22 protein-coding genes, 1 tRNA gene and 1 other RNA gene are annotated in these 22,007 nt (G+C 73.0%); 5 read left to right on the forward strand and 19 right to left on the reverse strand.

The features are described 5' to 3' along the window. Nucleotides 1-32: 32 nt before the first annotated feature. Nucleotides 33-1,301, reverse strand: a complete 1,269-nt coding sequence (locus tag BLT72_RS12940; protein ID WP_091413299.1) for a uracil-xanthine permease family protein — start codon at nt 1,299-1,301, stop codon at nt 33-35. A gap of 258 nt (nt 1,302-1,559) precedes the next feature. On the opposite strand from BLT72_RS12940, the gene BLT72_RS22255 reads away from it, so the two are divergent. Next, nucleotides 1,560-1,703: a hypothetical protein gene (locus BLT72_RS22255; RefSeq protein ID WP_157720476.1), complete on the forward strand. Its 144-nt coding sequence runs from the start codon at nt 1,560-1,562 to the stop codon at nt 1,701-1,703. Nucleotides 1,704-1,715: 12 nt separating this feature from the next. Here the strand turns inward: BLT72_RS22255 and BLT72_RS12945 are convergent, their stop codons facing one another. The 4 genes from BLT72_RS12945 to BLT72_RS12960 all read right to left on the reverse strand — a co-directional run bounded on the left by BLT72_RS12945 (nt 1,716) and on the right by BLT72_RS12960 (nt 6,121). Beyond that, a complete protein-coding gene (locus BLT72_RS12945) occupies nt 1,716-2,570 on the reverse strand; it encodes a DUF817 domain-containing protein (protein WP_091413301.1) in 855 nt (284 codons plus the stop codon). A gap of 35 nt (nt 2,571-2,605) precedes the next feature. Beyond that, nucleotides 2,606-4,651 carry a HelD family protein gene (locus BLT72_RS12950; protein ID WP_091413303.1) on the reverse strand — a complete coding sequence of 682 codons (2,046 nt, stop codon included), beginning with the start codon at nt 4,649-4,651 and terminating at the stop codon, nt 2,606-2,608. A gap of 306 nt (nt 4,652-4,957) precedes the next feature. Beyond that, nucleotides 4,958-5,325, reverse strand: a transfer-messenger RNA (tmRNA) gene (ssrA, locus tag BLT72_RS12955). 190 nt (nt 5,326-5,515) lie between these two features. Further along, a complete protein-coding gene (locus tag BLT72_RS12960; protein ID WP_091413305.1) occupies nt 5,516-6,121 on the reverse strand; it encodes a DUF1707 and DUF4870 domain-containing protein in 606 nt (201 codons plus the stop codon). A gap of 142 nt (nt 6,122-6,263) precedes the next feature. On the opposite strand from BLT72_RS12960, the gene BLT72_RS12965 reads away from it, so the two are divergent. After that, nucleotides 6,264-6,638 carry an FKBP-type peptidyl-prolyl cis-trans isomerase gene (locus tag BLT72_RS12965; protein ID WP_091413307.1) on the forward strand — a complete coding sequence of 125 codons (375 nt, stop codon included), beginning with the start codon at nt 6,264-6,266 and terminating at the stop codon, nt 6,636-6,638. A gap of 30 nt (nt 6,639-6,668) precedes the next feature. On the opposite strand, the gene BLT72_RS12970 is transcribed toward BLT72_RS12965, so the two are convergent. The 7 genes from BLT72_RS12970 to prfB form a co-directional block, all read right to left on the reverse strand. Continuing rightward, entirely contained in the window at nt 6,669-8,537 is a 1,869-nt protein-coding gene (locus BLT72_RS12970) for a DUF2207 domain-containing protein (protein ID WP_091413310.1), read from the reverse strand. Then, nucleotides 8,534-9,013: an SsrA-binding protein SmpB gene (gene smpB / locus BLT72_RS12975; protein ID WP_091413312.1), complete on the reverse strand. Its 480-nt coding sequence runs from the start codon at nt 9,011-9,013 to the stop codon at nt 8,534-8,536. Before smpB ends, BLT72_RS12970 begins: the two co-directional genes overlap by 4 nt. Before the next feature lie 125 nt (nt 9,014-9,138). Beyond that, a complete protein-coding gene (locus tag BLT72_RS12980) occupies nt 9,139-10,197 on the reverse strand; it encodes a Gfo/Idh/MocA family protein (protein ID WP_231930040.1) in 1,059 nt (352 codons plus the stop codon). A 31-nt stretch (nt 10,198-10,228) separates the two neighbouring features. Beyond that, nucleotides 10,229-11,746: a M23 family metallopeptidase gene (locus BLT72_RS12985; RefSeq protein ID WP_091413315.1), complete on the reverse strand. Its 1,518-nt coding sequence runs from the start codon at nt 11,744-11,746 to the stop codon at nt 10,229-10,231. A 208-nt stretch (nt 11,747-11,954) separates the two neighbouring features. Further along, nucleotides 11,955-12,869, reverse strand: coding sequence for a permease-like cell division protein FtsX (ftsX, locus tag BLT72_RS12990; RefSeq protein ID WP_091413317.1), 915 nt, complete (start codon nt 12,867-12,869; stop codon nt 11,955-11,957). Between the two features lie 65 nt (nt 12,870-12,934). After that, a complete protein-coding gene (gene ftsE / locus BLT72_RS12995; protein WP_091413319.1) occupies nt 12,935-13,621 on the reverse strand; it encodes a cell division ATP-binding protein FtsE in 687 nt (228 codons plus the stop codon). Between the two features lie 135 nt (nt 13,622-13,756). Then, complete coding sequence (prfB, locus tag BLT72_RS13000) at nt 13,757-14,830, reverse strand: peptide chain release factor 2 (RefSeq protein ID WP_231930634.1); 1,074 nt, start codon at nt 14,828-14,830, stop codon at nt 13,757-13,759. A 181-nt stretch (nt 14,831-15,011) separates the two neighbouring features. Between prfB and BLT72_RS13005 the strand changes: the two genes are divergently transcribed. Then, nucleotides 15,012-15,938, forward strand: coding sequence for an ROK family protein (locus BLT72_RS13005; RefSeq protein ID WP_091413321.1), 927 nt, complete (start codon nt 15,012-15,014; stop codon nt 15,936-15,938). A gap of 189 nt (nt 15,939-16,127) precedes the next feature. Here BLT72_RS13005 and BLT72_RS13010 read toward each other — a convergent pair whose 3' ends face one another. Further along, a complete protein-coding gene (locus tag BLT72_RS13010) occupies nt 16,128-16,577 on the reverse strand; it encodes a hypothetical protein (RefSeq protein WP_091413323.1) in 450 nt (149 codons plus the stop codon). Between the two features lie 191 nt (nt 16,578-16,768). Here BLT72_RS13010 and BLT72_RS13015 point away from each other — a divergent pair. Continuing rightward, nucleotides 16,769-16,842: transfer RNA gene (locus tag BLT72_RS13015), tRNA-Val, on the forward strand. Between the two features lie 59 nt (nt 16,843-16,901). On the opposite strand, the gene BLT72_RS13020 is transcribed toward BLT72_RS13015, so the two are convergent. From BLT72_RS13020 to BLT72_RS13030, 4 genes are all read right to left on the reverse strand, one after another. After that, on the reverse strand, nt 16,902-18,083 hold the full coding sequence (locus BLT72_RS13020; RefSeq protein WP_157720477.1) for a right-handed parallel beta-helix repeat-containing protein: 1,182 nt from the start codon (nt 18,081-18,083) through the stop codon (nt 16,902-16,904). Further along, nucleotides 18,077-18,205 carry a hypothetical protein gene (locus BLT72_RS23320; protein ID WP_280949221.1) on the reverse strand — a complete coding sequence of 43 codons (129 nt, stop codon included), beginning with the start codon at nt 18,203-18,205 and terminating at the stop codon, nt 18,077-18,079. The genes BLT72_RS13020 and BLT72_RS23320 overlap by 7 nt, the downstream gene beginning before the upstream one ends. Nucleotides 18,206-18,471: 266 nt before the next feature. After that, complete coding sequence (locus BLT72_RS13025; protein ID WP_091413327.1) at nt 18,472-19,329, reverse strand: aldo/keto reductase; 858 nt, start codon at nt 19,327-19,329, stop codon at nt 18,472-18,474. After that, entirely contained in the window at nt 19,326-19,802 is a 477-nt protein-coding gene (locus BLT72_RS13030) for a nitroreductase family deazaflavin-dependent oxidoreductase (RefSeq protein ID WP_091413330.1), read from the reverse strand. Before BLT72_RS13030 ends, BLT72_RS13025 begins: the two co-directional genes overlap by 4 nt. Before the next feature lie 76 nt (nt 19,803-19,878). Between BLT72_RS13030 and BLT72_RS13035 the strand changes: the two genes are divergently transcribed. Then, complete coding sequence (locus tag BLT72_RS13035; RefSeq protein WP_197677022.1) at nt 19,879-20,811, forward strand: serine/threonine dehydratase; 933 nt, start codon at nt 19,879-19,881, stop codon at nt 20,809-20,811. Between the two features lie 22 nt (nt 20,812-20,833). Here the strand turns inward: BLT72_RS13035 and BLT72_RS13040 are convergent, their stop codons facing one another. Together BLT72_RS13040 and BLT72_RS13045 are read right to left on the reverse strand one after the other, a co-directional pair. Next, nucleotides 20,834-21,298, reverse strand: coding sequence for a peroxiredoxin (locus tag BLT72_RS13040; RefSeq protein ID WP_091413332.1), 465 nt, complete (start codon nt 21,296-21,298; stop codon nt 20,834-20,836). Beyond that, on the reverse strand, nt 21,295-21,729 hold the full coding sequence (locus tag BLT72_RS13045) for a DUF3052 domain-containing protein (RefSeq protein WP_231930041.1): 435 nt from the start codon (nt 21,727-21,729) through the stop codon (nt 21,295-21,297). The genes BLT72_RS13040 and BLT72_RS13045 overlap by 4 nt, the downstream gene beginning before the upstream one ends. Nucleotides 21,730-22,007: the final 278 nt, after the last annotated feature.

The raw sequence follows: 22,007 nt of genomic DNA on the forward strand, positions 1-22,007 counted from the left end.
CGGGCCGCCTGACCCTCCACCCGGACGGGGGGTCAGGCGGTGCCGCGGGCCCGGGCGACGGCGGACATCACGTGGTAGACGACGACGGCGGCGACCGTGCCCAGGGCGATGCCGTTGAACGACACGGCGCCCAGCGTGAAGGTGAACGGCGCGATGGCCACGATCAGCGCGGTGGCCGCCGTCAGCTGGTTGGTGGGCTTGGCGAAGTCGACGCGGTTGTCCATCCAGATCTTCACGCCGATGATCCCGATCAGTCCGTAGAGGGCGGTGGTCACCCCGCCCAGCACGCCGGCCGGGATGGTGTTGATCACGGCTCCGACCTTGGGGGACAGCCCGAGCAGCACGGCGAACGCCCCGGCCACCCAGTAGGCGGCGGTCGAGTAGACCCGGGTCGCGGCCATCACGCCGATGTTCTCGCCGTAGGTCGTGGTGCCCGACCCGCCGCCGAGACCCGCCACCGTGGTGGCCAGGCCGTCGGCCAGCAGGGCCCGGCCGGTGAGCCGGTTCACGGCCGGGTCGGTCATCTGGGCGACGCCGCGGATGTGGCCGACGTTCTCGGCCACGAGCACCAGGACGACGGGCAGGAAGGCGGGCAGCAGCGACCAGAAGCCGGGCGTCAGCTGCGGCGCGGTGAACTCGGGCAGGCCGACCCAGCCGGCGGCGGCGACGGGGGCGAAGTCGACCTCCCCCCGCAGCAGCGCGACGACGTAGCCGACGACGACGCCCAGCACGATCGAGAGCCGGCCGAGGATGCCCCGGAACACCACCGTCGCCAAGATCACGGCGGCCAGCGTGACGACCGCCGTGAGCGGCGCCTTGACGAAGTTGTCGCGGGCCGCCGAGGCCAGGTTGAAGCCGATGAGCGCGACGATCGCCCCGGCGACGACCGGCGGCAGCAGCGCGTCGATCCAACCGGTGCCCGTCACCTGCACCACCAGCCCGACGAGGGTCAGCAGCAGGCCGACGGCGACGATGCCGGCCAGCGCCCCGCCCCGGCCGTCGGAGGCGGTGGCGGCCGTGATCGGGGCGATGAAGGCGAAGGACGACCCCAGGTAGCTGGGCAGCCGGTTCCGGGTCAGCAGCAGGAACAGGATCGTCCCGACGCCGGAGAAGAACAGGGTGGTGGTGGGCGGGAAGCCGGTCAGCACGGGCACCAGGAACGTCGCCCCGAACATGGCGACGACGTGCTGCAGGCCCAGGCCGACGGTCCGGCCCCAGCTCAGCCGCTCACCGGGGCCGACGACGGCGCTGGCCGCGACGTTCCTCCCGTCGCCGTGGAGGGTCCAGATCTGTCGGGCCATGTCCGCCTGCTTCCGCGAGTCCGGCCCGGCGCGCCCGGGCCGGGAGGAGCGTAGCGGGGCCGCCGCACGCCGCCGGGACGACGCGGCGGGCGCGGGACGGCGGCACCACCACGATCTTGAGGAGGTCCTGAGCCGGTGCTGGTGCCGTCCGGATCGGCGCCGGAGCCGCGGGCGGCAAGGTCTCCGACGTCGCCAGCCGAGCGGCCCACGCGCACGACCCAGCCCGCCGCCCGAGCGGCCCGTCCTCAGGAGTCCCCCATGACCGGTAGCGCCACCACCCCCACCGTCGTCTCCTCCCCCGCGGTCAGCGCCTCGGCCGCCGCCCGGGCCCGGCTGCGCGAGCGCGTCGCCGAGCTCCACGCCCAGCGCACCGCCCCGCCGACGTCCGGCGCGGCGGGCTGACAGCAGCGGCCGTCAGCGGGCGGTCACGGTGACCGCCGGCGTCGTCCCGACCTGGCCGTAGAACCGGCCCTCCTGCGCCTTCACCGCGGCCACGAGCACGAAGCTCAGGCTCACCAGCAGCGCCCAGGAGCCCCACTTGCCGACGTGCACCAGCTGCCAGGCCGCGGCCTGGTCGGGGTACTGCCAGGCGCCCAGCAGGGTCGCCGCGTTCTCGGCCACCCAGAGGAAGAAGCCGATCAGGACGAACGACAGGCTCAGCGGCATCGCGTACCGGCGAGCGCCGACGGTGTAGGAGACGCGGCTGCGCCACAGCACCGCCACGAAGCCGACGGCGAGGAGCCACCGCAGGTCCGGCAGGCGGTGGTGGGTGAAGAAGTTGGCGTAGGCCGCCACCGCCAGGACCACGGCGGGCGTCCACGGGAAGCGGTCGACGCGCAGGTCGAGCCGGCGGAAGGCCTGGCAGAGGTAGGAGCCGACGGCGGCGTACATGAAGCCGGCGTACAACGGCACCCCGGCGACCTTGCTCCACCCCGGTTCGGGGTAGGACCACGAGCCCACGCGCACCTTGAACAGCTCGAGCGCCAGACCGACGAGGTGGAAGCCGGCGATCACGGCCACCTCGCGCCCGGTCTCCAGGCGGAGCAGGTGGAAGACGGCGGTGAGCACGACCGCCCAGGCCAGCAGGGCGTCGTACCGGGCGACCGGCAGCGGCAGCACCGTGCTGAGCGCCAGTCCGGCGAAGACCGCGGCGGCGAACACGCAGCACTGCACCTGCAGCCAGCCGAAGCGCAGCAGCTGCGCTGCCCCGGCCCGCACCCCTCCCGGACCACGACCGGGCCGCGCTCTCTCGGCCACCACCGCTGCCATGCATCGACCGTGGCTCGATATCTATCGAAAGTCAATCAGACCACGGTGCCGTCTCCGGGAAGCAGACCGTGCAGGACCTCCGGCAGGGGCCCGTCGGCCACCACGCCCAGCCGCTGGGTCGGGCGGGTCAGCGCGACGTAGAGGTCGGACCCGCCCCGGGCGGAGTCGCGGAGGATGGCGCCGGGGTCGGCGATGACGACGGCGTCGAACTCGAGACCCTTCGACTGCTCGACGTCGAGCACGGCCAGGGAGGCGTCGAGCAGCTGGGCCGGGTCGGTGCCGGAGGCGGCACCGGGCAGCGCGGCGGTGAGCAACGCGGTCAGCTCCGCGCGGCGGGACCGCGGGACGACGACCGCCAGCCGCCCGTCGCCCGTCCGCTCCCGCTCCTCGGCGACGGCCGCCACGAGGGCCGCGCCGAACTGCTCGGACGGCACCGACCGGCCCCAGGGCACCGATCCCGTCCAGCGGGCCGAGACGGGTGGCACCGCGGCGGGGTCGACGACGGCCAGCACGTCCGCGGCCACCGCCATGATCTCGGCCGGGGTCCGGTAGCTCACGGTCAGCTCGGCGACCCGCCAGCGTCCCGGGGCGTGCTGCTCGAGCAGCTCCGCCCACGACTGCACGCCGCTGTCCGTGCCGGACTGGGCGAGGTCGCCGACCAGCGTCATCGACCGCCGACGGCAGCGGCGCACCAGCATCCGCCACTCCATCGGCGACAGCTCCTGGGCCTCGTCGACGATGACGTGGCCGAACTGCCAGGTCCGGTCGGCCGCCGCACGTTCCGCGATCGTCCCGGCCGCCTCCCGGTGCTCGGTCCGCTCGGCCATCAGCTCGATGAAGGGGGCGACGTCGAGCGGGTCGATGGTCAGCTGGTCCGCCGCGAGCTGGCTGTGCACCACCTCCCGGGTGTAGGCCAGGTGCTCGGCGTGGGCCGCGGCCCGGGCGGCGTCGGCCTGCCGGCGCTGCCGCCGAGCACCCTCGGTCTCGCCGATCAGCTCGGCGGCCTCGTCGAGCAGGGCCACGTCGGCCCGGCTCCAGGGCTCCCCCGCCGGGCGGCGCAGGGCCTCCCGCTCGGCGGTCGAGAGCTCCGGCGCGGCCGCGGCCAACCGCTCCGGCGACGACCAGAGCAGGGTGAGCAGGTGTTCGGGCGTCAGGTCGCGCCGGGCCCGACCGCGCGGCAGCGACGCGACGGCCCGCGCGACCACGGCGACCATCCGGAGGTCGCCCTTGACCCGGCTGGCCTCCGCCGGCTCCGGGGCGCCCCCGACGACGCCGGGGAGCAGCTGGCCGACCGTCGACAGCACCACCTCCGTCTCACCGAGGGAGGGCAGCACCTGCTCGATGTAGCGCAGGAAGGTCGGGTTCGGCCCGACCACGAGGACGCCGCGCCGTGCGAGCTGCTCGCGGTGGGTGTAGAGCAGGTAGGCGGCCCGGTGCAGCGCGACGACGGTCTTGCCGGTCCCGGGACCGCCCTGGACGACGAGCACGCCCGGCAGGTCGGCGCGGATGACCGCGTCCTGCTCGGCCTGGATGGTGGCGACGATCTCCGACATCCGTCCGGTCCGGCTCGCCGCGAGGGAGGCTAACAGCGACGCCTCCCCGACGAGCGCGTGCCGCTCCGCCTCGTCGAGCGCGGTCAGCTCGAGGACGTCGTCGTCGAGGCCGACGACGCTCCGCCCGGCCAGCCGGAGGTGGCGGCGGCGCACCAGCCCCAGCGGGTGGGCCGCGGTCGCCCGGTAGAACGGCTGCGCGACCGGTGCGCGCCAGTCGACCAGCAGCGGGTCGTGGTCGTCGTCGAACAGGCCGAGCCGGCCGACGTAGAACCGGTCCCCGTCGACCTGGTCGAGGCGGCCGAAGGCCAGGCCCCGCTCGACGCTCATCAGCTGCTGGGTCCGGGCGCCGTAGGTCCGGGCGAAGGAGTCGCGCTCGGTCGCGGCCTGGTCGGTGCCGGTCGTCGGTCCGCCGTGCACCTGACGGAGCTCGGCCGCCGCGCGGTCCCGGGCCCTGTCCAGCGCCTCGTACAGCCTCGTCACGTAGCCCTGCTCCTGGGTCATCTCCTGCTGCAGCACGCTCTCGGTCATGGCCTCTCCTGCCGGCGTCGACGGGTACTTGACGGACACGACAACGCGGCGTTACCTTGAGAATGAGCACCGAGAAATCGGTGCTTTTGTCGTGTCCAGACAAATACGACAGGTTACCGGGAATGCCATTCATCGGGCAACACCCCGACCGGCGGGAAACGCCGGGATGCGCCCCTGCTCCCGGCGAGGGTGCCCATGGCCCGGGAGCGGGTCGTCCGGCCTCGTGCCGGAACGCACGACAGGCCCACCCCGACGGGGCAGGCCTGTGGCACGCAAGGCGGCCCCCGCTCTGAGGCGGGGACCCAGGGGTGGAGGTGGCGGGAATCGAACCCGCGTCCTCGGACGACGAACCAGGACTTCTCCGGGCGCAGCTGGCTAGGCGTTTTCTCGGCTCCTGCACTCGCGCCAGCACGTTGCAGACAAGCCCAGTCTCAGTTGATGTTCCCGCTAAGTCCTCAGACGACTCTTAGCAGGTGAGCCTCCTTGATGAGGCCAGGATCCGGGACGGAGGCACGCCCGGTCTGACCGTTCGATCACTGCTCAGGCAGCGAGAGCGAACTGAGTGCGCTTAGAATTGGCACTTATTGGTTTCCAGGGAACATTAACGAGTTGACCCTGGATTCTCGGCCCGCTTCTCCTGGTACTACCGACCCAAGTCGAAACCGATCACCCCCTGTGAAGTTGTCCCGCTGAGAGGTCCACGTGCTCGACCTGTCTGCGGAGCAGCCGGGGCTGCTAGCCCAGTCTACGCCAGGCACAACGCCTGAGCACCCGCTTTGTTCCCGCCGGTGCGTCGACCACCGGGACCGGGGCAGGACACCGCCCCGGCGCCTGCCAGGCGCCGGGGCGGGAGACGAGGAGCTGCTACTTCTCGGACAGGACCTGGAGCTTGAGGACCTGCCGCACCGGGTTCTTCCAGACCTCGCCCTGGGCGGCCTTGGCACCCCCGACGATGGTCAGCACCACCCAGGCGACCGCGAACAGCATCGCGACGAGACCGAAGATGCCGGCGTCGGTGATCCCGGCGAGGATGCCGAAGGCCACGAAGCCGAGGAACATCGTCAGCGAGAAGTTGAACGCCTTGGCCGCCTCGCGGCGGGCGAAGCTCCCGGGGCTGGAGACCGCGTAGACGAGCCCCGGGCCGAGCACCCCGGTGGGCAGCGAGGAGAAGTGGGCGACGGCTGCGACCCCGCGCCCGGCCTTGTCCCGGGTCTCGGCCCGCACGAAAGGCTGGTAGGCCGGGTGCACCCCGAGGGCCTGCGACGGGCTGGGGACGTGCACCAGTCCGTAGAAGGCCTCGTTGAGCTCCTTGCGGTTCCCCGCGGAGAGGACCTGCCCCATCCGGGTGTCGAACTCCAGCTCGGTGACGCGTCCGTCGGCGTAGGCGTCCTTCAACCAGGACTCGGCACGGTCGCGCTGGTCCGGCGTCACGTTCATCTTCAGGCTGGGGTGCTCGTACATGGCGGTCATGGGTCAAGAGTGCTCCTCCGGGCGAGCCGCGACCATCCGGCACTCCCCCGGGTCGACCCCGAGCCGTCCGGGTCGACGGCCCCCCGAGAGCGGGCCGGGGTGCCGCCTCGACCCGGCCGCACCGGCCTCTAGGTTGGACACCATGACTGCACAGAAGCCCGAGATCGACTTGCCCGACGGCCCGCCCCCCGCGGAGCTGGTCGCCACCGACATCACCGTGGGCAGCGGCGCCGAGGCCAAGGCCGGCGACCAGGTGCTGGTGCACTACGTCGGCGTGGCGCACAGCACCGGTGAGGAGTTCGACGCCTCCTACAACCGCGGCGCCCCGCTCGACTTCCCCCTGGGCGCCGGCCGCGTCATCGCCGGCTGGGACCAGGGCGTCCAGGGGATGAAGGTGGGCGGCCGCCGCCAGCTGGTGATCCCGCCCCACCTCGGCTACGGCGACCGGGGCGCCGGCGGCGTCATCAAGCCCGGCGAGACCCTGATCTTCGTCGTCGACCTCGTCGAGGTCCGCTAGACCCGAGCACGCCGGCCGGGGCGGCGGCGGTCACCAGCTGCTGCTGCCCCCGCCGCCGCCACCGCCACCGGAGAAGCCGCCGCCGCCGAACGAGCTGCCGCCCCCGAAACCGGTGCCGCTGCTGCCCGAGGTGGACGGCGCCGGGGTGGCCGCCGCCGTCAGGTTCGAGGTGAGGAAGGCGGTGTTGAAGTAGCCGCCGTAGAAGTTGCCGGTGTACCAGGACGGTGTCGTGTCGGGCAGCCGGCCGGCGGCGGCGAGCTGGCCGCAGAGGTCGGCCCACCGGTCGGCCAGCTCGAAGACGATCGCCCAGGGCAGGTACTTCGAGAAGATGTCCTCCCCCTCCTCGAACCGCAGCTGGTCGGCCTCGGCGGTGGCCAGGTAGGTCCGGAAGCCCTCGACCTGGTCGCACACGGCGCGCCCGTCGGCGGTCCGCTGGCCGCGGCGCAGCTTGCTCCGGATGACCAGGTAGGTGACCAGCACCGGCAGCAGCGGCAGCACCACCCAGAGCACCCAGGCGCCCAGGCCGAACGCCGCGAAGGCCACCACGGCGATCAGCCCGAACCCGGCGCTGCCCGTCGCCGTGCCCGAGGGCACCTTGCGGAACCAGCCGCGCGCCGTCACCTGGTTGATCACCGAGGTCGTCATGGCCCGGTGCGCGCTGAGCATGCTGCCGCGCGTGGAGAGGTCGGTCGTGGCGCCCGGCGGCCGGCCGCCGAACACGTCGGTCAGCAGGACCATCTCGTGGGGGGCGGTGGCCCGGTCCGGGTCCACCAGGGTGACGCGGAAGTCGTCCTCGCTGGTGCTGTGCACCTGCAGGGCGCCGCGGACCGCGAGGTCGACGATCGTGGCCGCGGTCTCGCGGGCGTCCACCTGGCCGTCGAGGAGCAGCCCCGCCTCGGCGACCGGGATGCGCGGCGGCGCGAAGGCCACCGGGATGGGGAGGTCGGGGTCGTTCGGCACGACCCGCGCCGTCTGCCCCGCGTAGGGCGTGGTCCCCGGGGCCAGACCCTCGTAGCGCTGGTCGCGGCCGTGCCGACGCCACCACAGCACCCCGACCAGAGGTGACCCGACCAGCAGGCCGAGTCCCGCGACGCCGGCGCCGACCAGCCCCGCCCGCTCCCCCGCACTCAGCTCGGAGCCGTCCGGCTCGAGGTGCGGGCGGTTGTCGGCGACGAGGCCGGGGGCGATCTTGACGCCGAACGAGAGCCCGCTGCCCTGGGCCACGTCGGTGGCGGCGAACGCGGCGCCGTCCGCGGTCTTCCGCGCCGTCGGGCACGGCGTGGTGCTCTGCCGCCCGGGCGGACCGACGAAGCAGCTCACCTCCTGCGCCCCGCCGGGCACCGCCGCGGTGATCTGCAGGTCCTCGATCCGCGGGTTGCCGAAGCCCGGCGCGTCCCAGAACAGCTCGTCGTAGCCCGGGGAGCCGCGCACCGCCCCCGTCACCCGGTAGCTGAGGACATAGGTGGCCGTGGGCCCGCTGATGGTGCGGTCGGGGTCACCGATCCGGACGTTGAGCAGCTCGGTCCGGCCGCCGTCGTCCTCGGTGGTGCGGGAGGAGTACTGCGTCGACACCGGGTCGGGGCTGCTGACCCGGATGTCCGTCACGTCGTAGACCGCGTCCTGGGTGTCGTCGAAGGGCTCGCGCTCGACGAGGTCGCGCTGGATGCCGTGGCGACCCGAGTCGGCGCCGAACCGCCAGACGATGGTCTCCTCCACCTGCAGCACCCCGCTGGGCTGGAGGTCGTAGGCGATGCGGAAGGAGTCGATCTGGTCCTCGGTGGCCGCCAGCGCCGGCGGGGCGGCGACGACGGTGCCGCCCAGCGCGAGCCCGAGGGCGGCCGAGGCCAGCAGCAGGCGGCGCAGGGCGACGGGGACGAGGGGGCCGGCCCTCCCGCTCAACCCCGCTCCCCCCGGTTGCGGGCGGCCAGCGCGCGCTCGGCCTCGCGCTTGCCCTCCCGCTCGGACAGGGTCTGGCGCTTGTCGTACTCGCGCTTGCCGGTGGCCAGCGCGATCTCGACCTTGGCGTAGCCGTCGGAGAAGTAGATGGAGAGCGGGATCAGGGTGGTCCCGGCGCCGGCCAGGTCGCGCTCCAGACGGCTGATCTCGCGACGGTTGAGCAGCAGCTTCCGGGTGCGGCGGGCGGTGTGGTTGGTCCAGGTGCCGTGGCTGTACTCCGGGATGTGGGCGTTGCGCAGCCACACCTCCCCCTCGTCGACGGTCGCGAAGGCGTCGGCGAGGCTGGCCCGGCCCTCGCGCAACGACTTGACCTCGGTGCCCCCGAGGACCACGCCCGCCTCGTAGGTGTCCAGGATGTTGTAGTCGTGCCGCGCCTTGCGGTTCTGCGCGACGGGCTTGACGCCCTTCTCCTTCGGCATGTCCTCATCCTCTCCGCCGCCGGTCCAGCCCGTGGTGGAGGCCATCACCGCCTGCTCCCCGCGGCACCGGCACTCTACCTGCGCGCCGCCCCGGGCCGCTCCGGGCTTTCCGCCCTCCTCGCACCTCAGGCGGGGTCGAGCAGGACCTCCCGGCCGGCGGCCGCCGAGGCGTAGACGGCCTCGACCATCCGGGTCACCGCCACGCCGTCCGCGACCGGCGCCAGCGAGGGCTCCTGCCCCAGGCAGGCGCGGACGAAGTTCCCGATCTCGCCGCCGAAGCCCTCGTCGGCGTCGAAGCTGAGGTGGTCGATCTGCGGCGTCAGGTTGACCATCGTGCCGTGCCGCTCCGTGGCGATCCGCAACTCGGGCTCCACGTCGGCCCCGCCCCGGTCGCCGTGCACCGACACGCTGAGCCGGTCCTCCGGTGCGTGCAGGGAGTAGCTCGCCTCGAGCAGCATCGAGGCCCCGTTGGCGAAGCGGAGGACGGCGTTGGCCAGGTCCTCGACGGAGCCGGCCCGACCGGTGTCGGTCGCCCGGTAGCGGCGGGGCCCGAGGCCCGGCCGCTCACCCAGGCGCGCGTAGGTGTTCCCGCTGACGCTGACCGGCCGGGGCCGGCCCATCAGGTACCAGCCGAGGTCCAGGACGTGGCTGCCGATGTCGATGAGCGGCCCGCCGCCGGAACGCTCGCGGTCGCCGTACCAGCCGCCGGGGTGACCGGCCCGGCGCAGGTTGGTCGCCCGGGCGTAGTAGATCTCGCCGAGCTCCCCAGCGTCCACGAACCGCTTGAGCGCCACGACGTTGCCGGAGTACCGGCGGACGAACCCGACCTGGGCCACCCGTCCGCTGGCCACCGCCGCCTCCTCGACGGCCACGGCGTCAGCCAGGGTCGTGGCGAGCGGCTTCTCCACCAGCACGTGCCGGCCCGCCTGCAGGACGGCCACCGCCAGCGCGGCGTGCGAGGCGTTCGCCGTGCAGAGGCTGACGGCCTGCACCCGGTCGTCGGCGAGCAGCTCCTCGACGCTGCCGTGCGCCCGCTCGACGCCGTGCCGCGCCGCCAGGGCGGTGGCGCGCTCCCGGTGCCGGTCCGCGACCGCGACCACCTCGACCTCCGGCTGCCGCCGGTAGGCGTCGAGGTGCGCGGAGGCGATGCTGCCCGCCCCCAGGACCGCCACCCCGAGCGTCACGATCTCACCGTCTGGTCGACGTGCAGGGTTCTCAGAACCACGTCATCGGGTTGGTCAGGCCGCCGTTCACCCAGACCATCAGGTGCAGGTGGCACCCGGTGGAGTACCCGGTGGTGCCGACGTAGCCGATCACCTGGCCCTTGCTGACGTGCTGGCCGACCGAGACGGTGTAGCGGATCGCGTGGTTGTAGCCGGTGGTGACGAAGCGACCGTCCACCATCCCGTGGTCGATCATCAGCCGGTTGCCGTAGCCGCCGTTGTAGTAGCGCTCGGCCACCCGGCCGGCGTAGGGCGCGTGGATCGCGGTGCCGCACCCGGCGCCGAAGTCGGTGCCGTCGTGCAGCTTCCAGACGTGCAGCACCGGGTGGAACCGGTTGCCGAAGGGCGAGGTGATCGGGGCGGACACCGGGTAGCTGAAGCCGTGCGAGGCCGAGCCCCCCGACGAGCTGCCGGCCGAGCTGGACCCGCCCGAGGAGCTGCCACCGGAGCTGGACCCACGCGACGAGCTGCTGCCGGCGGCGGACGACCCCCCCGAGGAGGAGCCTCCGGACGACGGGCTGCGCCGCTCGGGCTTGCGGGCCTGTTCCTCGGCCCGCCGGGCCTCGGCCGCGGCCCGGGCGGCGGCCTTGCGGGCGGCGGCCTGCCGGGCCCGCTGCTCGGCGGCCTGACGGGCGGCCGCCTCGGCCTTGGCCCTGGCGATGCGGGCGGCGATCCGCTTCTCGACCGAGGCCCGTTCCTGCGCGAGCCTGGCGTACTGGGCGCGGTCCGCGGCGACCTCGTGGGCGGCGGAGGCCTCGACGGCCGCCTGCTGCTGGACGAGGGCGGCCACGTTGGCCTCCTGGGCGGCGGCCTGCGCCTGCAACGTCTTCTTGACCTGGAGGTTCGCCGCGGCCTCCTTGCGGGCGGCGGCCACCTGGGCCTCCAGCTCGGCCTGGCGGGCCTTCTCGGCCTCCAGCTCGACCTGGAGCGCCTTGAGCTCCTCGATGGCCTTGCCGGTCGTGTCGAACATCGTCGTGGACCACTGCAGCCGGGTCTGCAGGTCCGACGTCGAGGTGTTCTCCAGCAGCAGCGCGATCGGCATGAGGTTGGTCTGCTGCTGGTACTGGTCCCGCACCATGGTGCCGGCCAGCCGCTTCTTCGCGTCGAGCGCCTTCTGGCCTGCGACGACGGCGGCCTTGGCCCTGGCGAGCTCAGCCTGCGCCTTCTCGAGCTTCGCCGCCATGGCCACGTCCCGGGCCCGGGCGGCCGCGAGCTCGTCCTGGGTGCGGGCCAGCTCCGCGCGGGCGCCGTCCAGGCGACCCTGGGCCGCGGAGAGAGCGGCGCCGGCGGCAGCCAGCGCCTGGCTCGACTCGGTGAGGTCGCTCTTGCTGCGGGCCATCGCCTGCGCCACCTGGTCGCGTCGGTCCGACAGGCTGTCGGCGGCGGCGACGGGCACGAAGAGCGCCACCGTCAGGGCCGACGCGACCGACACCGCGAGCACCGTCACCGAGAGGTGGACGCGCAGCCGTCGGGCCGCCGAGGCCGCCGACGATCCGGCGGGCGTGCTCATGCGGAGGCGTCCGAAGACTGACCTCAGCCGTGCGAAGCGACCACCGTGAGGTGCACCGCTGTCGCCCGGAACGTCACAGGTGACGTGGGGAAGATCCGGAACCACAGCCATCTCCCAATCCCAGTTGATGTCTCCACCAACCAGGACCCGAGGACGTTCTCGCCCTCGACCCCGACCCTCGAGTTGAGACTGAGGGTTACCTCGGAACTCAGACTCTCAAGTACTTCCTGGTGGTGACTAGCGTGGGGACTATAGACAGGACGAGCCCGACGGCGGCAACCCCCGCCATCGCCCATCCCGCCTGGGACCAGCCAATCCAAGGTAAAGCCTGCAGTGAGACTTCAGCTTTACGCATGATGACGAAGTAAACGCCTGATGCCAGTGTTGCGCAGGCCAACCCGGCTCCGATGACCGCGGAGATCAGCGCTTCCAGAAGGAAGGGCAACGTGATATAGAGGTTGCTCGCCCCGACCAGCCGCATGATCCCGATCTCCCGGCGGCGCGCGAAGGTGGCCAGCCGGATCGTGTTCCCGATCTGCAGGGCGGCCGCGAAGAGCAGCAGCGCCGAGGCGCCGAGGGTGCCCCACTGCAGCAGGTTCAGCCAGCTGAAGAAGGGGTCCAGGTACTGCCGCAGGTCCTGCACCTTCTGCACGCCCTTGAGCCCGATCACCGAGCTGACGACACCCTGGTACTGCTCGGGGTCCTTGAGCTTGACCCGGAACGACTCCTGCATCTGGTCGACGGTCAGCGAGTCGCGGATCGGGGAGCCGGCGTAGGCCTTGGTGAACTCCTCGTAGGCGTCCTCCTTGCTCTCGAAGAACACCCCCTCCGGCGCCACCTCGGGGTTCGCGACGAGGGTCTGGCGGATCAGGTCCTTCTGCGCGTCCGTCGCCCCCTGGCCCGGGTCGCAGTTGTCGCCCTGGACGTCAGGGGTGCAGAGGAAGATCGAGATCTCGATCTTGTCGTACCAGTCGCCCTTCATCAGGTCGACCTGCTGGTTGGCCAGCAGCCCCGCACCGAAGAGGGAGAGGGACACCCACATCGTCATGATGACCGCGAGGGTCATCGTGAGGTTCTGACGGAGACCGGCGGCGGTCTCGGAGAAGATATGGCGGAAACGCATCTGCAGTCCTCAGTCGTGCGGGTGGGTGCGGGCGGCGCGGGGGCCGGCCACCGGGACGGGCCGGCTCACTGGTAGCCGTAGACGCCCTTGCTCTGGTCGCGGACGACCTGTCCGTCGTCGAGCTCGATGACGCGCTTGCGCATCTGGTCGACGATCGTCGAGTCGTGGGTGGCCATCAGCACGGTGGTGTCGGCCCGGTTGATGCGGTCGAGCAGCTTCATGATGCCCACGCTCGTGGCCGGGTCGAGGTTCCCGGTGGGCTCGTCGGCGATCAGGATCATCGGCCGGTTGACGAAGGCGCGGGCGATGGCGACGCGCTGCTGCTCACCGCCGGAGAGCTCCTCGGGCAGCCGGCCGCCCTTGCCGTCCAGTCCGACCAGCTCCAGCACCTCGGGCACGACCCGCTTGATCGTGGAGGCGGGCTTGCCGATCACCTGGAGGGCGAAGGCCACGTTCTCGGTGACGGTCTTGTTCGGCAGCAACCGGAAGTCCTGGAACACGGTGCCGATCTGACGCCGCATCGCGGGGATCTTCCAGCTGTGCAGCTTGTTCAGCTCCCGGCCGGCCACGAACACCTTGCCGCGGGTCGACCGCTGCTCCCGCAGGATGAGCCGCAGGAAGGTGGACTTGCCCGAACCCGAGGCCCCGACGAGGAAGACGAACTCCCCCTTGTCGATGTCGACGCTGACGTCGTCGAGCGCGGACCTCCGCTGCCCGTCGTAGGTCTTGGTCACACCCTCGAAACGAATCACTGCCCTGCCTCTGCACCCGTTGACGTCTCCGACGGCATCGCGTGCGGCGCCGGACGGCCAGGGACGAGTCTAGGTGAACGACCCGTGCCCACCCGGTTCCGCGCGGGCGCGCGCGTCGGGCGGGGTGCGGCAGCCTCAGCTGGCGGCGAGCTCGCTCGTGCGGCGCCAGCGGATCCCGGAGTCGATGAAGCCGTCGATGTCGCCGTCGAAGACCGCGTCCGGGCTGGAGACCTCGAAGTCGGTCCGCAGGTCCTTCACCATCTGGTAGGGGTGCAGCACGTAGGAGCGCATCTGGGAGCCCCAGCTGTTGCTGCCGTCACCCTTGAGGGCGTTCATCTCGGTCTCGCGGTCGTGCCGGACCTTCTCCAGCAGCCGGGACTGCAGCACCCGGAGGGCGGCGGCCTTGTTCTGCAGCTGGGACTTCTCGTTCTGGCAGGAGACGACGATGCCCGTCGGCAGGTGGGTGATGCGGACGGCCGAGTCGGTGGTGTTGACGCTCTGCCCGCCGGGCCCGGAGGAGCGGAAGACGTCGATCCGCAGCTCGCCCTCCGGGATGTCGATGTGGTCGGTGGCCTCGGTCACCGGGAGCACCTCGACGCCGGCGAAGGAGGTCTGGCGGCGGCCCTGGTTGTCGAAGGGCGAGATCCGCACCAGCCGGTGGGTGCCCTGCTCGACCGACAGCGTGCCGTAGGCGAACGGGGCCTTGACCGCGAAGGTGGCGGACTTGATGCCCGCCTCCTCGGCGTAGGAGGTGTCGTAGACCTCCGTCGGGTAGCGGTGCCGCTCGGCCCAGCGCAGGTACATCCGCAGCAGCATGGCGGCGAAGTCGGCCGCGTCGATCCCGCCCGCCTCGGAGCGGATGGTGACCAGCGCCTCGCGCTCGTCGTACTCACCCGCCAGCAGCGTGCGGACCTCGAGGGCCTCGATCGAGCGCTGCAGGGCGGTGAGCTCGGTCTCGGCCTCCGCCATGCTGGCGGCGTCGCCCTCCTCCTGGCCGAGCTCGACCAGCACGGCCAGGTCGTCGAGCCGGGACCGCAGCGCCTCGACCCGGTCGACGTCGGACTGCAGCGCGGACAGCCGCGAGGTGACGCGCTGGGCGTTGTCGGTGTCGTCCCACAGGTCGGGCGCGGAGACCGCCTCCTGGAGCTCGGCGATCTCCACCTTGAGCCCCGCGGGGTCGATGACGGCCTCGATCGAGCTCAACGACATGTCGAGCGTTGCGAGGTCTGCGGAGAAGTCTGGGCCAGCCACGGTCCTCCACTCTACTGAGTCGGTGGCCTCGTCGCCGCCGGGGAGGCCCGCCGCCGGCCGTCCCCCTCGGCGCGGGCGCCGGACACTAGGCTGCCGGGGCGCCCGCCACCCGGGGCGGGCGAGGCTGGGAGGACGTGGCATGAGCGAGCAGGTGCTGGCCGTCGACATCGGCGGGACCAAGATCGCGGTGGCGCTGGTCGACGACCAGGGCGCGCTGGGTGCGAGCACGGTCCGGCCGACGCCGCGCTCGGACGACGCCGACGAGGTGTTCAGCCCGGCCGCCGAGGCCATCCGGGCCGTCCTCGCCGACCGGCCGGCCGGGGCGCCGCTGCGGGTGGGCATCGGCAGCGCCGGTCCGGTGGACACGCCCGCGGGCACGATCTCCCCGGTCAACATCGGCGCCTGGCGCGGCTTCCCGGTGGTCGCGCGGGTGGCGGCCGTCGTCGAGGAGGTCACCGGCGAGAGCCCGGTCGTCGGGCTGGCGGGCGACGGGCACTGCTTCGCGCTGGGCGAGCACTGGCTGGGGGCCGCCCGCGACGTCGACACGATGGTGGGTCTCGTGCTCTCCACCGGCGTCGGCGGCGGCGCGGTGATCGACAACCGGCTGTTCGCCGGCAGCACGGGCAACGCCGTGCACCTCGGCCACATCAGCGTCAACGCCTGGGGGCCCCGCTGCGTCTGCGGCTGCCACGGCTGCACCGAGATGTACGCCCGCGGGCCCGCGATGGTGGCCGCGGCGCAGGAGCGGGGCTGGGTCGGCGAGGACGCGAAGGCGCTGACGGCCGATGCCCGCGCCGGCGACCCGGTCGCCCAGGAGGTGATCGAGATCGGCATGCGGGCCCTGGCGGCCGGGATCGCGACGACCGCGACGGAGCTGGACGTCCGCACCTTCGTGGTGGGGGGTGGTGTGTCGAAGGCCGGCGAGGTGGTCTTCGAGCCGCTGCGCCGCCACCTGCGCGCGTTCGCGGTGCTCGACTACGTCCGCGACCTCGAGGTCCGGCCGGCCGTGCTGGAGAACGCCGGCCTGCTCGGTGCCGCAGCCCTGGCCTTCACCCTCGACCGCTGAGCGCGCCGCACCCCAGGAGAGTGCCGGTCGTGGCGTGCGGGTGACCACGCGGCCACCGGTCGCAGTACCGAGGCAGTCACCGACCACGAGACGTGAGGGCAACACCGACCGGGCGACGACGTCGACCGGGGGCACAGGCCGACCCGCCCCCGAGCGGGGCGAGGAGAGAGGGCACAGCCCGCCTCTCCCCTACTCCTCCTCGTCGCGCTGCAGCTCCTCGATCCTCACGAACCGGTCGTCGCCGCGCGGGCGGCGTTGGGGCCAGTCGCTGACCCACACCACGGCGAAGGCCCCGAGCGAGCAGAGCAGGGCGAGCACGGGACCGAAGACGGCCAGCCACACCGCGGCGAAGCCGACCACGACCAGCCCGAGCACGACGACCAGCGCGCGGGTGGTCATCCGGCCGTGCCGGGCCCGGTGGGCGACGTAGGCCACCCACGGCAGCATGGCCAGCAGCACGACGACGAGTGCGAAGCGCGAGAGCTGTCCGGAGAAGGCGCCGGCGGTGAGGCGCAGCATGCCGGTCAGGCTGAGCAGGCCCGTCAGGCCACCGGCGAGCAGGGCGGTCGACCGCGAGACGGCCGGCCGCAGCGACCCGGTGGGCCCCCCGGCCAGGGGGGCAGCGGACGGCGTGGCCACGGCGGTCCCCTCTCGGCTCGGTCGGCAGCGGCGGTGCACGACACCGGCACCCCTGAGGTCAACCTAGTGCAGGAGCGCCGTCGGCCCGAGGGCGACGGGCCGCGTCGACCGACGCTTGGCGGGGCGGGTGCCGGGCACTAGTCTGAGCGGCCGACCCGGGGCCGGAGTCCGACCCGCGGGCTCGACGACCCGGGAACATAGCTCAGCTGGTTAGAGCACCTGTCTTACAAACAGGGGGTCGGGGGTTCGAGTCCCTCTGTTCCCACCGCTGCGCGTGCGTGCCCACCCGGGAGCGACCGGCATCCGCCGCGACGGACCCGCCGATCAGGGGTAGCGGGCCCCGTCGCGGCTGTTGCCCGCGATCACGACGCCCGTGCTCGACCCGAACGCGTGCACGATCCTGCTGCCCATCGCGGAGAACCGGTTGTCGGTGAAGCGGAGGCCGACGACGCGCCCGTTGGCCACCCGGATCGCGTCGGAGTCGGTCGTCCTCACGTGCGAGATGTCGTTGTCGTCGATCACCAGGTTCGACCCGGTGGGATCAGCGCCGTTGGGGTAGGCGTCGAAGGAGAGCCGGAAGACGTCCCCGGCGCCGTCGACCGTGTTCCCGGCGAAGGTGATGTTGGTGCCCCAGGGGAAGCCCACGGGTTGCGCGGTGTTGGTGTAGCCGTTGACGACGAACCCCCGGATCCCGGTGAAGGTGTTGCCGCGGACCTCGACCTCGTCGACGGAGCACAGCTCCACCGCGGCGTTGGTGGTGGTCGGCGTCCAGGTGTTGTCCAGGATCTTGCCGTGGTGCGCGCCCGGGGTGCGGGAGGCGAACTTGACGGCTCCTCTCATGCGGTTCAGCGTGTTCCGCTGGAAGGTCCAGTACCTCGACCCACCGTGCTTCGTGCCACCCTCCTGGGTGGTGGTGACCTGCCAGCAGTTGTTGAAGGTGCAGTCCTCGATGACGTGGTCGTAGGAGTGCACCCCGGGCGCGTCGTCCAGCGAGGTGTTGTGGCGGATGGCCGCGTTGCCGATGTCGGTGAAGGTGCAGTGGTCGACGCGGGTGTCGTGGCAGGAGGCGAACCAGAGGCCCTGGTCGGCCCAGTGGACGACGGAGTCCGCGGGCGTGTAGACGTGGTTGCCGACGAAGCTCAGGTCGGAGACCCGGATGTTCGCCCCGAAGTAGAAGCGGGCGATGTACTCCCCGCCCCAGGTGGCGCCCTTGGTCAGGACGGCGGGGTGCGCGGGGTCCTGCGACGTGAGGTGGACGTTCTGCAGGCCCGTCACCGTCCACTGGTTGCGCAGGTGGTAGGTGCCCGGCGCGAACTGCAGGGTGTAGCGGGTGCCCGTGTCGGCCCGCCTCGCCAAGGTGTTGAGGTGGGCCTGGACCGTCGCGAAGTAGTCGCCGGTCGGGGTGACGGTCAGCGTCGTCGCCGGGCTCGTGGTGGCCGCCTGCGCGCTCCCGCGCCCGAGACCGAGCGCGGCGAGGAGCAGCAGGGCGGAGCGTCGGGTCACCACGCCGAGCTCCTGGGCGTCCGTGCGCCGCGAGCGACCGACCGGGCGCCGACGACCACGCCGGAGGTGCCGGCTCGCGCGGCGGTGCGGGACAGGACGGTGGGGCTGGCTTCCACGGTGGTCATCGGGGCTCCTGAGGACGAGGGGGGGCGGCGGCGGGACCGGAGAAGCACGGCACCGTTCCACCGGCAGGTTCCGGCCCCGGGGGTCCCGAGGTCAAGTACCCACCGGAGCGCCGGATGAGCACCCCGGTCGCCTGCGCCTCGTCGGTGAGCCGGCGTGGCGCGGGGCACGGGACGCCGTCCTCGTCCTCACCCCGCCAGGAGGGGGCCCAGCGCTCCGCGTTCGCGGCACCCTGGTCCCCCCTGGCCCGCTCGGGCCGCCGACCCGCTCAGACGAACAGCGGTTCCAGGCCGAAGGCGGCCTCCAAGCGCTCCATGGCCTGCTCGTCCGGACGCCCGTCGGCCCGCTCGGCCGCGTCCAGCACCATCGGCAGCACGTGGATGTCACCGACGGTGTTGAGGAAGACGCCCTCGCGGCCGAGCACCCAGGCCACGGCGGTGTCGATGGCGCCCTGGTCCCGCAGCGGCTCGTACCAGGTGGCGGCGGTCTGCTCCCGGTCACCCCACGGTGCGCGGGTGATGGACTTGATCGTCTGCACGGCCACGCCGCGCTCGTCGCAGGTCGCGGTCAGGGCCTCGAAGTCGTCCAGGTACGCGCGGTTGCGGGTCATCGGGAAGTTGTAGGGCAGCAGGACCGAGTCGAACTCGAACTCTCCCAGCGAGCGCAGGTGCTGCGCAGCCACCGTGACCCCGTGGCCGGTGACGCCGATGTGCCGGACCAGACCCTCGTCGCGGGCGCGGACGGCCGCCTCGAGGGCGCCGCCGGTGGCGAAGGCGGTCCGCCACTCCTCCTCGTCCACCAGGTTGTGCAGCTGCAGGAGGTCGACGTGGTCGGTCTGCAGCCGCTCCAGCGACCGGTTGATCTCGGCCCAGGCCGCGTCCTTGGTGCGCTCGCCGGTCTTCGTGGCCAGGAAGTACTCGGACCGGTGCTCGGCCATCCACGGGCCGAGCCGCAGCTCGGCCTCGCCGTAGCTCGCCGCCGTGTCCAGGTGGTTGATCCCGTGCCGGCGGATCAGCTCCATCGTCTCGTCGGCCTCGTCCTGGGTGACCTCACCGAAGGCCGCCGCGCCGAAGATGACCCGCGTGCTGTCGTGGCCGGTCCGGCCGAACGGGGTGGTGTCGATCATGAGTGCTCCTCTGCGTCGTTGCCGGCATCGACCCGGCGCTCCGCGAGGAGCACCGGGATGCGGCGGTCGGTCTTGCGCTGGTAGTCGGCGTAGCTCGGGTAGGCCTGGACGGCTCGCCCCCACCACAGCTCCCGCTCGTCGCCGTCGAGCTCGCGGGCGGTCGCGTCGAAGCGGTCGGCGCCGTCCTGCACCTCCAGCGCGGTGGGGTCGGCCTTGAGGTTGTGGTACCAGACGGGGTGGCTCGGCGCCCCGCCCTGGCTGGCCACCAGGAGGTAGGCGCCGCCGTGCTCGACGCGCATCAGCGGGGTCTTGCGCAGCTTCCCGGTCTTGTTGCCGCGCGTCGTGAAGATGACGACGGGCAGGCCCGTGCCCGCCAGGGTCCCGGCCTCCCGGCCGTCGGTCGCCTCGTAGCGCTCGACCTGGTCGCGCACGAAGGCGCTGGGGCTGGGCTCGTACTCTCCTGCGAGCGGCATGCTGTGATCTTAGGACCTGTGACCACGCGGTGCGGCGGTGCCCGCGCCCGGGGCCACGGCGGACGAGACTGAGGGGGTGACTCTGGTGACCCCGGTGCTCCCACCCACGACCCGGGACGTGGCGGAGGCGGCCGACCGGCTGCGGGCCTACGTCCGCCGCACCCCGCTGCTCCGGCTCAGCCTCGACGGCCGGCCGCTCGTGCTCAAGCTCGAGCAGCTGCAGCTGAGCGGCTCGTTCAAGCTGCGCGGCGCTCTGAACGCGGTGCTCGCGGGGCACGCCCACGACCACGTGGTGACGGCGTCCGGTGGCAACCACGGGCTCGGCGTGGCGACGGCCGCGGCCCTGCTCGGCATCACCGCCACGGTGTTCGTCCCCGCGTCGGTGCCGGAGGTCAAGGCCCGCCGGATCGCCGCGAAGGGGGTCACCCTCGTCCGCACCGGGGCGACCTACGCCGAGGCCGCGGCGGCCGCCGCCGAGCTCGCGGCCCGCCCCGGGCACCGCTACATCCCCGCCTACGACGACCCGCTGGTGGTGGCCGGGAACGGCACCGTGGCCGCCGAGGTGGTCGCGGACGCGCCGGACGTCGACACGGTGGTGGTGGCCGCCGGCGGCGGCGGGCTGTCGGCCGGCAGCGCCCTCGCGGTGGGCGAGCGCCTGCTGGTGCTCGCCGAACCCGAGCGGTGCAGCGCCGTCCACGACGCCCTGGTCGCCGGGCACCCGGTGGACGCGCCCGTGGAGTCGCTGGCGTCCTCGGCGCTGGGGGCGACGCGGATCGGCCGGGTGCCCTTCGACGTGCTGGCCCCGCGGGCCCGCAGCGGGGCCGTCCGGTCGGTGCTGGTGTCGGAGGCGGCGATCGTCGCGGCGCGGGACCGGCTGTGGGAGGAGTGCCGGATCGCGACCGAGCCGGCGGCCGCGGTGCCCCTGGCGGCCTGGCTGGCCGGCGACGTGCCGGGCGCGCTGCCCTGCCTGGTGGTCTGCGGGGCGAACGCGGACTGGACGCCGCTGTGAGCGGTCGTCGGTCGACCGCGGTTCAGGCGGCGCTCAGCGCCTGCAGGTGCTCCGCGATGCTCCGGGGCTCGCCCAGGCCGGTGAGGACCGACCAGGTGATGGTGCCCGCGGCGTCCAGCACGAAGGAGCCGCGCCGGGCGGTGCCCCACTCCTCGTCGAAGACGCCGTAGTCGCGCGCCACCTGGCCGTGCGGCCAGTGGTCGGACAGCAGGTCGAACGCCAGCCCCTCGGCGTCGGCGAACGCCCGGAGGGCGAACACCGGGTCGCAGCTGATCGCCAGCACCCGCGCGGCGACGGCGCTGAACTCGGCCAGGCCGTCCCGGAACGCGCCCAGCTCGCTGGTGCAGATGCCCGAGAACGCGAAGGGGTAGAAGACGAGCACCGCCGGTGCGCCGAGGAGGTCGGCACGGGTGACCGTCTGACCGTGCTGGTTGCGGGCGGTGAACTCCGGGGCGGTCTGCCCGACCTCGGGCACCGCCGCGCTCACCGGCGCGAACCCTTGGGCCGGACCAGCTTGGTGGCCGCCCAGTCCGCCGAGACCGTGGCCGTCGTCGTCTGCGCCAGCCCGGCGGTCACCGCCGCCTCGGCCAGGTCGACGGCGTCGACGTAGCCGTCGCGGCCCACCTTCGGCGTCATCAGCCAGATGTAGCCGCTGTCGGTGAGGTCGGGCAGGGCCTCGACCAGGCCGTCGACCAGGTCACCGTCGCCGTCACGCCACCACAGCAGCACCAGGTCGACCGGCTCCACGGCCTCCTCGACCAGCTCGCCGTCGACGGCGTCCTCGATCATCACGCGGATCTCGTCGTCGACGTCGTCGTCCCAGCCGATCTCCTGGACCGCCAGGCCCGGCGTCAGGCCGAGCTTGCTGACGACCACCTGGTCGTGCTCGGGCGCGCTCACCGTGACCCCCGGGTCCACGTCGCGTGCGTGCAGCGCGTGAGCATCGGATCCGGAACGCGAGGGCTCAGCTCGCTCATCTCGGTGCGCAGCTCCTTCATGTGGTGCGGTGCCGCCGAGCAGATCTCCTGCACGCAGCGGCCGCGGTGACGGACAACTCTGGGGCCAGCCTGCCAGAGGCGGCCACCCGGTGGAACCCCCGGCGTGTCCCGGCTCCCGGCGAGGCGCCCGCGCGTGCCCCGCGGGGCAGCCCGGCCATGGGTGCCCCCGTTGCCGCCAGGTGACAGGATGGGGTGTCG

This window comes from Friedmanniella luteola (genome assembly GCF_900105065.1).
GTDB lineage: Bacteria > Actinomycetota > Actinomycetes > Propionibacteriales > Propionibacteriaceae > Microlunatus > Microlunatus luteolus.